This is a genomic window from Flavobacterium urumqiense (genome assembly GCF_900108015.1).
Taxonomy (GTDB): domain Bacteria; phylum Bacteroidota; class Bacteroidia; order Flavobacteriales; family Flavobacteriaceae; genus Flavobacterium; species Flavobacterium urumqiense.
In genome coordinates this window covers 584382-597896 of record NZ_FNVP01000001.1, presented here as the reverse complement: position 1 = coordinate 597896, position 13515 = coordinate 584382, and the positions used below count along the sequence as shown (strand labels likewise).

The 13515-nt window shown below is 34.5% G+C and carries 13 protein-coding genes; 4 read left to right on the top strand and 9 right to left on the bottom strand.

The annotated features are described in order from the left end of the window. Positions 1 to 103 precede the first annotated feature (103 nt). Complete coding sequence (locus C4S35_RS02670) at positions 104 to 460, bottom strand: hypothetical protein (protein ID WP_103998673.1); 357 nt, start codon at positions 458 to 460, stop codon at positions 104 to 106. Positions 461 to 611: 151 nt separating this feature from the next. Between C4S35_RS02670 and C4S35_RS02665 the strand changes: the two genes are divergently transcribed. After that, a complete protein-coding gene (locus C4S35_RS02665) occupies positions 612 to 1115 on the top strand; it encodes a CvpA family protein (RefSeq protein WP_103998672.1) in 504 nt (167 codons plus the stop codon). 40 nt (positions 1116 to 1155) lie between these two features. On the opposite strand, the gene C4S35_RS02660 is transcribed toward C4S35_RS02665, so the two are convergent. From C4S35_RS02660 to C4S35_RS02625, 8 genes are all read right to left on the bottom strand, one after another. Then, positions 1156 to 1899 carry a tetratricopeptide repeat protein gene (locus C4S35_RS02660; RefSeq protein ID WP_103998671.1) on the bottom strand — a complete coding sequence of 248 codons (744 nt, stop codon included), beginning with the start codon at positions 1897 to 1899 and terminating at the stop codon, positions 1156 to 1158. Between the two features lie 79 nt (positions 1900 to 1978). Next, on the bottom strand, positions 1979 to 3724 hold the full coding sequence (locus C4S35_RS02655; protein WP_103998670.1) for a BatD family protein: 1746 nt from the start codon (positions 3722 to 3724) through the stop codon (positions 1979 to 1981). A 21-nt stretch (positions 3725 to 3745) separates the two neighbouring features. Further along, on the bottom strand, positions 3746 to 4489 hold the full coding sequence (locus C4S35_RS02650; RefSeq protein WP_103998669.1) for a tetratricopeptide repeat protein: 744 nt from the start codon (positions 4487 to 4489) through the stop codon (positions 3746 to 3748). Positions 4490 to 4566: 77 nt separating this feature from the next. Next, positions 4567 to 5601 carry a vWA domain-containing protein gene (locus C4S35_RS02645; RefSeq protein ID WP_103998668.1) on the bottom strand — a complete coding sequence of 345 codons (1035 nt, stop codon included), beginning with the start codon at positions 5599 to 5601 and terminating at the stop codon, positions 4567 to 4569. A gap of 40 nt (positions 5602 to 5641) precedes the next feature. Then, positions 5642 to 6643: a vWA domain-containing protein gene (locus C4S35_RS02640; RefSeq protein ID WP_103998667.1), complete on the bottom strand. Its 1002-nt coding sequence runs from the start codon at positions 6641 to 6643 to the stop codon at positions 5642 to 5644. Beyond that, positions 6643 to 8274 (bottom strand): hypothetical protein, encoded by a 1632-nt coding sequence (locus C4S35_RS02635; protein ID WP_103998666.1) that lies wholly within the window; start codon positions 8272 to 8274, stop codon positions 6643 to 6645. The genes C4S35_RS02640 and C4S35_RS02635 overlap by 1 nt, the downstream gene beginning before the upstream one ends. A 55-nt stretch (positions 8275 to 8329) precedes the next feature. Beyond that, positions 8330 to 9193: a DUF58 domain-containing protein gene (locus tag C4S35_RS02630; RefSeq protein ID WP_103998665.1), complete on the bottom strand. Its 864-nt coding sequence runs from the start codon at positions 9191 to 9193 to the stop codon at positions 8330 to 8332. A gap of 72 nt (positions 9194 to 9265) precedes the next feature. After that, positions 9266 to 10270: an AAA family ATPase gene (locus C4S35_RS02625; protein ID WP_103998664.1), complete on the bottom strand. Its 1005-nt coding sequence runs from the start codon at positions 10268 to 10270 to the stop codon at positions 9266 to 9268. A gap of 212 nt (positions 10271 to 10482) precedes the next feature. Here C4S35_RS02625 and C4S35_RS02620 point away from each other — a divergent pair, with 212 nt between their 5' ends. The 3 genes from C4S35_RS02620 to C4S35_RS02610 all read left to right on the top strand — a co-directional run bounded on the left by C4S35_RS02620 (position 10483) and on the right by C4S35_RS02610 (position 13449). Beyond that, positions 10483 to 11355, top strand: a complete 873-nt coding sequence (locus tag C4S35_RS02620) for an aldo/keto reductase (protein WP_103998663.1) — start codon at positions 10483 to 10485, stop codon at positions 11353 to 11355. A 113-nt stretch (positions 11356 to 11468) separates the two neighbouring features. Beyond that, the gene (locus C4S35_RS02615) at positions 11469 to 12224 is read left to right on the top strand and encodes an SDR family NAD(P)-dependent oxidoreductase (protein WP_103998785.1); all 756 of its coding nucleotides are present in this window, start codon (positions 11469 to 11471) and stop codon (positions 12222 to 12224) included. 85 nt (positions 12225 to 12309) lie between these two features. Next, on the top strand, positions 12310 to 13449 hold the full coding sequence (locus C4S35_RS02610) for an ATP-binding protein (protein WP_103998662.1): 1140 nt from the start codon (positions 12310 to 12312) through the stop codon (positions 13447 to 13449). The last annotated feature ends 66 nt before the right edge of the window (positions 13450 to 13515 follow it).

Below are 13515 nucleotides of genomic sequence, written 5' to 3'. Positions count from 1 at the left end.
CCTTTTTTTTAATCAGATAAGAAATATAACTGCATTTCAGCGAACTTATATAATTAACCGTTCTATTATAAGAATTTCAGTTTTCTTATATTTCTCATCTTGTTTAATCTATTACTTCTCTTTCAAGGAAATAATTAACAATTGCTTCTTTCATTAAAACTGATTGCTCACCAGCTTTTAGTGGCGGCAATTCTTCTTTCACTTTATAGTGTGGCCAACCTTCCTCGTCAAAAAATTCGAATTCATAGAATCCATAAGGCTCCAATAATCTGCAAATTGCGATGTGCATCAGGTTAAGTTTCTCGTCTTTTTTAAATTCTTTGTGCACTTTCCCGAGTTCTTGCACGCCGATTAAGTAAATAATGGCGTCTAAATCTAAATCTTCTCCTTGAGAAAATTGATCGGAAAGTATGGTTACAAGCTGTTCCCAGCGTTCTTTAAGTTGTGTGTCTCTTGACATATTGATTGCTAATAGTAGATTAAGGATTTTAATTGTAGATTTTCGAAAATTGTAATCGAATTATTTTTTTGTAAAGATAAGAACTTGAAAATTGGCAATTGCTAATCAACAATTCTTTTATATTTGTTCTTTTTATTAATATTGAATTATTATGGGACTTTTGGATATTATTTTGGGTGTTATATTGGCATTTGCTTTCTATAAAGGAATTAAAAACGGACTTTTCATCGAATTAGCATCATTGATTTCACTAATCGTTGGCATTTACGTTGCAATAAAATTCTCTTCATTTATGAAGGGCGTGCTCTCCGGATTTGTTCATTGGAATCCCAATACGATTCAGGTTGTTGCTTTTGTCCTTACTTTTATGTTAGTCGTGATTGGAATATCGATATTTGCAAAAATCCTTACACAAGTAAATGATTTGGCTTTCCTAGGATGGCTCAACAAATTGGGAGGTGGATTGTTTCGAGTACTGAAAACAGTTTTGATAGTGAGTATCGTTTTTACTGTTTTCGAAAAAATAAACTACCATAATTTTTTAGCCAAGAAAGAAACCTTAGATAATTCCTTGTTTTATAATCCGATTCAAAAAACAGCCGGTTACATTTTTCCGTCAATTAAGAATTGGTATCACGAATGGAAGAAGAATTAAGCATTATTTAATCACAGTAGGCAGTTTTCAGATACCTGAACTACTTCACTTCATGAATAGCGCTACTTTCAATCCAGCCTTCAGTACCGTCTGTTAATTGTACTTTTTTCCAATTGTCTACTTTTTCCTGCACATAGACTTTTGTCCCTTCATGCAGCACAATAACCGCAGCACTCGCCCTTTGTGGCTCGGCTCTTACGTCGGTCATTTCAGCAAAAACAATGGCTGGCTTTTCATTATCAAAATGGCTCTTTTCAAAAATACCTGATGAAACACTAATAAGAATTAGAAAAACAAGAACAAACATTCCTAAAAAGAAAATTCTTTTTGACACCGTACTTTCTGAAAAATAATAGCCTATAAAAAACAATAGAAAAGAAGTAGCCAATAGTACTGAAATCCATCCCCAAGTGTTATAATGGTAGATTCCTGTGAAATCGCGGAGTAACTTTCCAAAACCTACTTTTGGTACTACTTTGATTTCATCGATAGTTCTTTTTTGAGCAAATTTTAAGTTGTTTGCGCTTTCGCTATCGTTTGGATTAAGCACTAACGCTTTTTCATAGTTATAAATCGATGGCGCAACTTTATTCAATTTATAATAGCTATTTCCCAGATTAAAATACAATTCTGCTGATTGCTTATTATCTTTCAATATATTTTCATACGCTTCCGCCGCCTGTTCGTATTTCCCATTTTTATACAATTCATTCCCCTTTTCAAAACCACTTTGGGCAAAGAAAACTTGGGTTGTCAACAATAATATATACAGTATATTTTTCATTTTAATTTTATAAGTTGTCGATTAGCCATTCTCGCAAATCTACGTGAGATCGCTTCGTTCCTCACAATGACATCGGTAGTTAAACGATCTGTTTTTCTAAGTCTGAAATAATCAAAACGGCTTTATCAAAATCCTGTTGTATAGCAACACTTGACGATGGCGCATATCTTGCCACTTCACAGTTTTCAGTTAGCGCAATAAAATCATTCACTGCTTCCGGATTGGCATTTTTAGACAACAAAAGTTCCTGAATATTATCTTTACTCATTTCAGAAGTTTCGATATGTAATTTGGCTTTCAGGAAATTATGCATCGCTTTTTCAAGCGCGATGTAAAACAATTCTTTATTATTGATTTGTTTTTTGGCTTCAGATAAATATTTTTTGGCCAACTTATTATTCATTCTTATTCGGTTTCCGGTAACATCTCCATCAATTGCTTCTTTCTTCTTTTTAACCAGTACAATCACTGGAAGTATTAAAAACGGCAAAAGCATCAACCCTAAATATAAATTAGACCCAAAGAAATCTTCCTTGTCTATGGTCAAAAGCTTTGTTTTGAATTTAATGTATTTGAATTGCTCTACGTTCGATATTCTATTTTTATCGGAAGAATTAGATGCTACGGCAACCGTAGGACCGTCTAGAACATTAATCATTATTTCAGGGGAACTTAGCGTTTTATATTTTCCTGAACCCAAATCAAAATAAGAAAAACGCAGTGGCTTTATAGGATAATTTCCTTTATACTGGGGAATAATAGTATAACTGTCTGACACCTTTCCAACCATTCCTGATAGTGGGGTGTCTACTTTTTCGTTGTGAACGGCATCATACAATTCCAGTGCATTGGGCACAATTGGTTTTGGTAAACTGAATAATTTCATGTTACCTTTTCCAGTCACGCTGACGACCAAATTAAGGCTTTCGCCATTTTTTAAATCCGTTTTTGTGGGCGTTACTTTAAAATCAAAATTTCCAACAGCGCCAGAGAAATCTTCTGGTTTTCCCAATTCGGGAAGTGCTTTGACAGTAATTATTTTTGATCCTGCGGAAACTCTTTTACTGCCTTCTTTTACTACAACCTGACCATACATATTTCTTTGATTAGTAGGCAACTGCACATCAATGTCTAACGACAAAGGTTCAATTGCTAACTTCCCCGATTTTTGAGGATACAATACCGTTTTTCTCAATACCACAAAACGGTATTTTTCTCCCTTGAACATGCCTTCCTGCGCAACCAATTGTTTTATATCAATATTTTGACTCCAGAAATCATTGTATTTAGGTTTGTTTAATTCTCTCCAATTGGTAATCCCAATGTTATAACTAAAATACAATTTATAAACTACCGTAATGGGTTCGTTAATGTACGGATTTGTTTTAGAAACATCGGCTACGAGATAGAGGTTATCATCCGCAGAAATCTGAGTATCGTTCGGATCTCTTGGTTGCTCTGTTGCCGCAGTAACGTTTATTTTAACAGGCGAAGTTTTATAAATTTGCCCATTGTATTCAATGGCTGCCTGCTTGATCGTTAAAGCTCCTTTTCTATTTGGCAGAAGAAAATAAGAATACACTTTCTCAAAGGAACTCCTTCCGTTTACCCATGATTGACTCACTTGCTGGCTTGGTCCGGCAATAATTCTAAAACCATCAAAAGAAGGTTGGCTAAAATTATCCCCATCCACATTCATCATAAAATCGATCCGAAGTCTTTCGTTTAGACCTAGCGTGGTTTTACTTACCCTCGTTTCAAATTGAACTTGAGCGCTAAGTGAGCTGCATACCATAAAAACAATCGCTGCTAAAAATCTTTTCATTGTCAAATTATCTTAATTGAATTACCAATCCTTCTCGGTTTTTACTGGTTTTCCTTTTACTTTGTTAGCGTTTACTTTATCCTGGACTTTCCTCTCTTCCTTATTTACTGCGTCCAAAAGATTTTCTAAACGTTCTTTAGACATTCCTCCAGGCATGGGTTTTGGCTCTCCTTTTTCATTCGGTTTTGGATCTTTTTTGTCTTTATCCTTGTCTCCTTTATCGTCTTTCTTCTCTTTATCCTTATCTTTTTTATCGTCCTTCTTGTCTTTATCTTTCTTGTCGTCCTTTTTATCGTCTTTCTTATCTTTCTTGTCGTCTTTCTTATCATCCTTTGGAGGATTTTCTTTTAGCATTTTTTTGGCTAACGCATAATTGTAACGTGTTTCTTCATCCGAAGGATTGTTTCGCAATGCATTTTTATAGGCTTCCACTGCTTGGGTATAATCCTTTTCTTTCATGAAAACATTTCCTAAATTATGGAATACTTGGTGTTTTTCTGGTCTTGATTTGGCACTTTTCAATGCTTTGGCGTAAGCAAATTTTGCTTCTGATACCTGGTTTTGCTTATAAATAGCATTTCCTAAATTATAGGTTGCAACAGTTCTATTCGGGAATTTCGAATTAGAAATTCTATAATCCGCTTCTGCATCAACAAAATTATTTTCGGCATATTCCTCGTTTGCTTTGGGCAATATTTTATCCTTTTGTTGTGCGTTTGCAACAAAAGTAAGAAGCAATAAAAGATGTAAGATTAAGTTCTTCATTTTATTTTTTAAATGTAAGAGTCAAGTATTTTTCATTCTAATAATGGAAGGTGTTCCAATACTTTACTCTTTATATTTTATTTATTCTCGTTAAATAAATTCAATTTGTTCACCCAACTTGTTTTTCTTTCCAAAAGGAAAATATCCACGAATAACAAAATAAAAGCAAACCCCAAAAACCATTGAAATTGTGATTGAAAATCAGCCATTTCTGTGGCTTCAAATTCTGTTTTTTGAATTTTATCCAAAGTATTCTTGATATATTCCAGTACTTCCTTGGTACTATTACCATTTATGTACCCTCCTTTTGTTGCTTTTGCGATGGCGATCAAACCAGCCTGATTCAATTTAGTTATCACAACTTGATTATTGTTGTCCCTTTGAAAACTTTCTACAATCCCATTTCTTTTCAATGGAATTGTACCTCCTTTTTCAGTTCCAATACCTATTGTAATGATTTTCATTCCCAACTTATTTGCCTCTTCCGCTGCTGATTCAGCTCCCTCGGAATGATCTTCCCCGTCCGAAATTAAAATCAGCAACTTGCTCGTTTTGCTTTTATCGTCAAAATAAGTCGAAGATAATTTTATAGCCTCATCGAGCGATGTTCCTTGCGAAGAAACCATTTCGGTATTCATACTTTGCAAAAACATTTTGGCAACACTGTAATCTGTTGTGATGGGCAATACGGGAAAAGCACTTCCGGCATAAGCCACAATTCCTATTCTATCACTTCCTAATTGGTTAATTATCTGGGAAACGATCTGCTTGCTTTTTTCCAATCTGTTAGGCGCAACGTCCTCGGCCAACATACTTTTGGAGACATCCATAGCAAAAACGATATCAATTCCTTCTCGTTTTACGGTTTCCATTTTAGTTCCTATTTTTGGATTCACTAATCCAAAAATAATTCCAACTAACGCCAGAAGCAGCAATACCAACTTCAAAACAGGTTTAAAAACAGAACTTTCAGGGCTTAATTTTTTAACCAATTCCAAATCTCCAAATTCGCGTTGTTTTCTTCTTTTCCAATATAAATTAATTAGAAAAACCAACACCACAATGGGTAGTATAAAAAGTAAGTATAAATATTTTTTTTCGTCTAATTCCATTTTTTATCTTTTAGTCACAGTTTTTAGTTTGCAACTTTCATTATATAAAGCTCTTAAAAACTGTTTTTCGCAATCCTATTTCAAGCAACAATAAAAAACCCGCAAACCACACAAACGGCCTGAATTTTTCATCATAATCATAGAATTTTAATTCTTCAATTTCTGTAGTTTCCAGTTTATTGATTGAAGCATAAATCTCGGCCAATTTACTATTACTGGTTGCTCTAAAATATTTACCATCTGTTTTTCTGGCGATACTTTTCAATAATTGTTCATCAATTTCCACTTTCATCATTTGGAATAAAAACTGCCCATTTGGTGCAACCGCATAAGGAAACATGGCCATTCCGTTTGAACCAATTCCTATGGTGTAAACTTTAATCCCGTATTGTTTCGCAATACCTGATGCTGTTTCTGGTTCAATAAAACCTGCGTTATTTACACCATCTGTCAAAAGGATAACTATTTTACTTTTAGCTTTACTGTCTTTTAGTCGGTTTACAGCAGTAGCCAATCCCATTCCAATTCCCGTTCCGTCTTGCAGAACATTATCATATTTAATCCCATTAATTGCATCTAAAATAACCGCCTTATCACTCGTTACCGGAGTTTTTGTATAGGCTTCGGAAGCATAAACCACAAGTCCAATCCTATCGTTTGGTCTTTCTTCAACAAAATCAGCCGCTACTCTCTTTAGTGCTTCCATTCTATTTGGTTTCAAATCTTTGGCAAGCATACTTCCGGAAACATCGACTGCCATAACAATGTCAATTCCTTTCGTGGTTTTTGTTCTATTGCTCACATCAACCGTTCTTGGCCTTGCCATGGCTACAATTAAGGAAGATAAAGCCAATACTCGAAACACATTCAAAATTGGTTTCAACTTTACTAATAAAGATTTGGAATTCTTAAATCCTTGAATAGAACTAATCTTTAAAGTTGCTGTTGTTTGGTTTTTTTTCCAAAATAACCAAACAACAGCAACTGGAATCAGAAGAAACAACCAAAAAAATTCTGGGTTTAAAAAAGTTATCTTATCCATTATTTACTTAATTGTTTTAATTCAACTGAGCTCAAAACTCGTTCTGATATTTGATTCGCATAATCATCGCCTTCTTCATGGAAAAATATAATTTGCTGTAATCCTCCGTCTTGGCTAAACAACAACGCTTCATAATATAACTTTGCACTGCTTTGAGTAACACTGTTTATTTTCGAAAATGTTCCGTACGCTTTGAGTCCTTTAATTCCTTCTTTTGTTTCAAAATCTTCTTGCTTGACAATCATGTTTTGAGCTCCTTGAGATTCTAACGATTGCAAAGCACCATCCATCGATTTTGCCAAATCAATTTCACCTTCTTTTTTGTATTTTAAGGTAGAAATCATAATGTAGAAATTGTCATGAATATCTCCATAAGCAAAAGATTGCATTTCTTTAATCAAAGCCATTCCGTCTTTAGGCAATGTCTTGATCAAATCTACTCTCTTAAGCACTTTAGGCGTTTCTATAATAATTCCCGGATTTCCGTACTCACTTTTTATCCACTCCCCTTCCAGTAATTCTTTTGTAGGATTTCCAATGATATTGTCTTTTACATAATCAAACCCCTTGAGAACGATAAAAAAAGTGGTTGTCGCTACTACTATAAAAGCAACCGATGAAACCGTAAGGACGATACGTTTCTTTTTCTTTTTTCGCAATTGAATTTGTATCTGCTTTTGCCTTTGTGCTTCATTTAACAATGTATCTTCTTCTACCGGAACTTCAACTGGAATAGAACTGTCTAACGTTAAAATTGCTTTTTGAATCTTATTTCGATCTTCGGTGATTTCAAAATCCAACGGTTTTGATTTAGCAAATTTTACTAAATCGGCCTGTTTCAACACCCGTTCCAGATTTTCGATTGTTTCCTGCGAAACCGTCATTTTCTTTTTGACAGAAGCCGCTTTAAGTCCCTGAATCAATTCAGAAGTCGTACTTTCCATTGCGGGAATTTCAATTGCTTCCTCGATATAATTTCTGGCAATATCCGTCAATTCGCTGTAATAGGCTTTGACTTCTCCTTTTTGCCAAAGTTCTTTCTTTTCCAGATTATTCAGCAAACTGGTCGCTTTCTCAATTGGTGTTTTGAAAATTTCTTCCTCTATTTTTTTCTTTTGGTGTTTTTTTATATACCAATAAATCAATGCTCCAATACCAATAATTAATGCTAAAATCAGCAGGTATTTCCACCAATTTCCTATTGAATTGTCCGCAGGAGCAATGTCCTTGATATCGAACATTTTTTGTTTTAAAGTATCGACTTTAACATTCGCAACTTCAACCAAAAGTGAATCCGTCATAAACGGTTTACTGTCGATAAAAATCTTTATGCTCGGAATAACATACCTACCGGAATCAAATTGGGTTAAACCATATTTTTTTATTAATTCATAACGGCCGTCCGTTTTGACAGTATCAATAGGATACGACTGAATTACTTCCAGGGCTCCAAAGTTTTTTAATTTTGGAAAAATCACTTTAGACGAACTGTCAACAGTCGTTTTTATGGATAGCTTAAATTCGGCACCAATTTTATTTTTAATCGTGTCAATACTTGTAACCACTTGTTTTTGCTGTGCAAAAACAAACGTTGTAACCAGTAAAAAAAATAGGTATAATTGTTTTTTCATCTTTTATTATTGAACCCTTTCAGAGTTTTGAACTCTGAAAAGGTTGTAAATGATATTATCTCGATTTAAAATAGCTTAATAATTTAGTGACATAACTTTCATCAACTCTAGTATTTACAACACCCGAACCTGATTTACTGAATGTTTCCTTAAAATAGTTCACTTTTTCCTGATACAATTTTTCATAATTCATTCGCACTGATTTAGAACCTGTGTTCACCACTTGTATCTCACCGGTTTCGGCATCGAGCATCGAAACCATCCCTAAATTTGGCATTTTTTCTTCTCGAATGTCATATACGCGAATACCCGTTATATCGTGTTTCTTAGAAGCAATTTTTAAAGTTTGTTCGTACTCTTCTGACATGAAATCAGAAATAATAAATACGATAGCTTTCTTTTTTTGGGTTCCCGATAAAAACTTTAAGGCTTGAGCAACATCTGTTTTTTGGCTTTTTGGCTGAAATTCAATTAATTCCCGAATGATACGTAATACATGTGATCTTCCTTTTTTAGGTGGAATATACAATTCGATTTCATCCGAAAATAAAATCAACCCTATTTTATCGTTATTTTGCGTGGCTGAAAATGCCATTGTGGCTGCGATCTCCGTAACTATGTTTTTCTTGAATTGGTTTTTAGAACCAAAACTTTCAGATCCTGAAATATCCACCATCAACATCATGGTCAATTCACGCTCTTCTTCAAAAACTTTTACATGGGCTTCATTATATCTTGCGGTCACATTCCAGTCAATAGCACGAATATCATCACCGTACTGATATTGACGCACTTCGCTAAATGTCATTCCGCGTCCTTTGAAAGAGGTATGATATTCCCCTGAAAAGATATGATCGCTCAATCTTCGGGTTTTAATTTCTATTTTTCGTACTTTTTTTAAAAGCTCTTTTGTATCCATAAGTTCAGTGTTCAGTGTTTAGTGTTCAGTGTTCAGTTACTGCAAACTGAATTCTGATTACTGCAAACTGTTTTAAGGTACTTCGATCTCGTTTACGATTTTGTTTATAATATCAACTGAAGTAATGTTTTCTGCTTCCGCTTCATACGTAATTCCAATTCTGTGACGCAATACATCATGAACCACGGCACGAACATCTTCCGGAATTACATAACCACGACGTTTGATAAAGGCGTAACATTTTGCGGCATTCGCTAAATTGATACTTCCACGTGGTGAAGCTCCAAAACTGATTAACGGTTTCAAGTCGGCTAATTTATATTTCTCCGGGTAACGTGTCGCAAAAATAATATCCAGAATATATTTCTCTATTTTTTCATCCATGTAAACTTCACGAACTGCTTCTTGCGCTCGCAAAATCTGTTCAACTGAAACTACTGGATTTACTTTTTCATAGCTTCCTTTTAGATTTTGACGAATTACCAGACGTTCATCTTCCATTTTTGGATAGTCAATAACCGTTTTCAACATAAAACGATCGACTTGTGCTTCAGGCAATTGGTAGGTTCCTTCTTGCTCAATTGGATTTTGGGTTGCCAAAACTAAAAATGGTCGGTCTAGTTTGAAAGTTGTGTCACCAATAGTAACTTGCTTTTCCTGCATCGCTTCTAAAAGTGCTGATTGCACCTTGGCTGGCGCACGATTAATCTCATCCGCCAAAACGAAATTGGCAAAAATAGGTCCTTTTTTAATCGAAAATTCATTTTGTTTAATGTTGTAAATCATGGTTCCCACAACATCGGCAGGCAATAAATCAGGCGTAAACTGTATTCTACTGAAAGATCCATGAACAGCTTGCGAAAGCGTATTTATCGCCAATGTTTTTGCTAATCCGGGAACTCCTTCTAACAAAATATGTCCTTGACCCAAAAGTCCGATTAATAAACGTTCTACCATGTGCTTTTGACCCACAATAACTTTATTCATTTCCATGGTGAGAAGGTCTATAAAAGCACTTTCTCTTTCAATTTTTTCATTGATTGCTCTAATGTCTAAAGTCGCTGTATTTTCTTCCATTTTATTGTTTTTAAAACCTTGAATTTAATGCCTCCATTTTGATGGTGCAAATTGAATTTTTTTTTAGAAGTAAGATGTTAAAAAATGGTTAAAACTTCGATCAATACCCTAATTTTAAGGATGAATTGTGATAGAATTTACCTATTTTTAAGAACTTTGAAAAATATACTTTGAAATCGAAGATTTAAGAATTTCAATAAAAAATAAAAACAATGAGCAAAACAAAATTATCACCTATTATGGCCGGCGTTATGAATTGGGGAATTTGGGATAAAAATCTCCAGACCAAAGAAATGGAAAATATGATTAATGTCTGTTTAGAAAACAAAATCACTACTTTCGATCATGCCGACATATATGGTGATTATACCACCGAATCTGATTTTGGAAAAGCGTTTGCTTCCAGCAAAATAGCCAGAGAAAAAATGCAGCTAATTTCTAAATGCGGGATTCAAATGGTGAAGGGAAACCGTAAAAACACCATAAAACATTACGAGTATTCCAAAGATTACATTATCTGGTCCGTTGAAAACTCCCTAAAGAATTTACAGACTGATTATTTGGATGTGTTTTTATTGCACAGACCAAGTCCTTTAATGCAAGCAGACGAAATTGCTGAAGCCGTATTAAAACTAAAATCGGACGGCAAAATTATTGATTTTGGCCTTTCTAATTTCACTACTTCCCAAACAGAATTAATTCGCCAAAAAACAGAAATAAGCTACAATCAGGTGCAGTTTTCGGCGACCAATTTTGAACCTATGCTTAACGGAAGTTTTGATTATATGCAATTACATAATATTCGTCCGATGAGTTGGAATCCGTTAGGATGCGTTTTTAGAGAAGATATTCCGCAAACTCACCGATTAAAAAAATTATTGGCGACATTGGTCTCAAAATACCATTTAGGTTCTGATACGATTTTACTTTCTTGGGTTTTAATGCATCCTGCAAAAGTTATCCCTATCGCTGGAACCGTAAATGTCGCAAGAATACAGTCGTTGATGAAAGCAGTCGAATTAGAACTGGAAAAAGAAGACTGGTTTGCCATTTGGACCGAAAGTATGGGTAAAAATGTGCCTTAAAAATTAGTATTCAGTTCAGCGATTGTAAATTCAACAATAGAGAAAAGGGTTTATTGAAACATATTCCCAAAAAAAAACGAAAATTTTACGATTTCAAAATAGAAATTATACCCATGAATAAAACAGCCTTAATAACTGGTGCAACCAGCGGAATTGGTCAAGCAACAGCAAGAATATTAGCCAAAAATAATTATCAAATTATTCTTTGCGGGCGTCGGGAAGACCGATTGGCAGAACTAAAAAAAGAACTATCTGAATTTACGGAAGTTTGTACTTTGTCCTTTGATGTTCGGGATAAAAAGGCCGTTTTTGAAAGTATCAGTTCTTTGCCTGAAGCATTTTCTAAAATTGATGTTTTGATTAATAATGCCGGAAATGCTCATGGTTTAGACTCGATACAAAATGGAGATTTAGACGATTGGGATGCGATGATTGATATCAATGTAAAAGGACTTTTATATGTTTCGAAAGCAATAATTCCAAAAATGATTGAACAAAAATCCGGTCATATTGTTAACATTGGTTCCATTGCCGGAAAAGAAGTCTATCCAAACGGAAACGTATATTGTGCTTCAAAACATGCAGTTGATGCCCTAAACCAAGCCATGCGAATGGACTTGAATCAGTATGGAATCAGGGTTGGTGCTATTCATCCAGGAATGGTTGAAACGGAGTTTAGCGAAGTGCGTTTTAAAGGTGATATTGAGAGAGCTGCTAATGTTTACAACGGGATCGAGGCTTTACAACCAGAAGATATCGCTGATATCATTCACTTTGTAGTGTCGCGACCGTATCATGTAAATATTGCTGATTTGATTGTATATCCCACAGCACAGGCATCGGCGACTATTTTAAAAAGAGATATTTAAAATTGATTTTTAGATTATTGGATTTTTAGATTGTCAAAATAATCTAAAAATCCAATAATCTAAGAAGTCTAAAAATCTAATAGCAATGATCAACAAACGTATTCTTATCAAAAATCTTCTCGCTCACAATGATGAGAGCAGTTTTTATGATAAAAAGCGTCAGTTGAATTTGCATACTCGAGAAGGAAAAGCCAAGTTTTTGAAACATATTTGTGCCTTGTCAAATTCGAATCCAGCGAATAATTCCTACATTGTTGTCGGGGTAGAAGATCATGACAATGCCATTGTAGGCGACGATTTTTTTGACGATAGTCGGATTCAGAATCTAGTGAATGCATTTCTGGAAAATCCTCCCACAATTCAATACGAAAATGTGCCTTTCCCAAACTTGTCGAAAGATAAAGTCATAGGGCTAGTAACTATAAAACCAAAAAGTAAAACCTCTTACTTCAAAAAAGGAATTCATACTATTCCTGCCCATTCCGTTTTTATACGACGAGGCAGTAACACAATGCCGGTGGAAGGAGAGATTGAAAAGAATTACCAAAACACGGAAACCGTTATCGGCATCGAAAATAATTCCAGGAACAGCATCGAATATACGCTCGATGGAGTAATCGATTTTATGAATTTTCGGCATAAAGACATGTCGCCAAAATACAAGGTGTTCAAGGAATTATTTGTGATTTGTTGGGCGGGAATTGCCAAAAAATCCCGTGACAAAACGTATTTATCCCGCGTTGATATCGAACTGATAAACGAACAAATCAAGCTGTTTTATTCGGCTCAGGACGTGGTCGAAATTATTTATGACGAAGATACTTTCACGATTATAGAATATGTCCCTTTAGGTTTAAATGATAAAACAAGTTATTACCCTTTAGAGAAACAAACCATTCATTTTCAAGATAATGGTTATTACAAAATTGAGCGAGAGATGCTTTTTCAGCCTCCAGAATTCAACAAAAAAATGTTATTCCATATTTACAATTCTAATATTTCTTTGCTAAAAAAACTTCAAAAAGGATTTTCATTATCTGAGCGGGAACAAAAAGATTTAGAAAACTTACCTTCAACATTTATGATTTGTTACCTCAACGGTTTTGAAGATGCCAGGCAAAAACTAATTGATGCCAAACCACTTTTGAAGCCGTTCAACCAAGTCTATTTGTCCTTTAAAGAAGCATTAAGGATTTTGAGAAAAATGAAATATGATGTGCAGTGAAAAACTCTTTCTATTCCACCTGTAAGTACGTAATAATAGGTTCTTCATTGTTTAAAAATCTAACTT

What these genes read in the sequence shown, in the direction of transcription:
- C4S35_RS02670 (WP_103998673.1), bottom strand. Translation starts at nt 460, where the DNA reads ATGTCAAGAGACACACAACTTAAAGAACGCTGGGAACAGCTTGTAACC.
- C4S35_RS02665 (WP_103998672.1), top strand. Translation starts at nt 612, where the DNA reads ATGGGACTTTTGGATATTATTTTGGGTGTTATATTGGCATTTGCTTTC.
- C4S35_RS02660 (WP_103998671.1), bottom strand. Translation starts at nt 1,899, where the DNA reads ATGAAAAATATACTGTATATATTATTGTTGACAACCCAAGTTTTCTTT.
- C4S35_RS02655 (WP_103998670.1), bottom strand. Translation starts at nt 3,724, where the DNA reads ATGAAAAGATTTTTAGCAGCGATTGTTTTTATGGTATGCAGCTCACTT.
- C4S35_RS02650 (WP_103998669.1), bottom strand. Translation starts at nt 4,489, where the DNA reads ATGAAGAACTTAATCTTACATCTTTTATTGCTTCTTACTTTTGTTGCA.
- C4S35_RS02645 (WP_103998668.1), bottom strand. Translation starts at nt 5,601, where the DNA reads ATGGAATTAGACGAAAAAAAATATTTATACTTACTTTTTATACTACCC.
- C4S35_RS02640 (WP_103998667.1), bottom strand. Translation starts at nt 6,643, where the DNA reads ATGGATAAGATAACTTTTTTAAACCCAGAATTTTTTTGGTTGTTTCTT.
- C4S35_RS02635 (WP_103998666.1), bottom strand. Translation starts at nt 8,274, where the DNA reads ATGAAAAAACAATTATACCTATTTTTTTTACTGGTTACAACGTTTGTT.
- C4S35_RS02630 (WP_103998665.1), bottom strand. Translation starts at nt 9,193, where the DNA reads ATGGATACAAAAGAGCTTTTAAAAAAAGTACGAAAAATAGAAATTAAA.
- C4S35_RS02625 (WP_103998664.1), bottom strand. Translation starts at nt 10,270, where the DNA reads ATGGAAGAAAATACAGCGACTTTAGACATTAGAGCAATCAATGAAAAA.
- C4S35_RS02620 (WP_103998663.1), top strand. Translation starts at nt 10,483, where the DNA reads ATGAGCAAAACAAAATTATCACCTATTATGGCCGGCGTTATGAATTGG.
- C4S35_RS02615 (WP_103998785.1), top strand. Translation starts at nt 11,469, where the DNA reads ATGAATAAAACAGCCTTAATAACTGGTGCAACCAGCGGAATTGGTCAA.
- C4S35_RS02610 (WP_103998662.1), top strand. Translation starts at nt 12,310, where the DNA reads ATGATCAACAAACGTATTCTTATCAAAAATCTTCTCGCTCACAATGAT.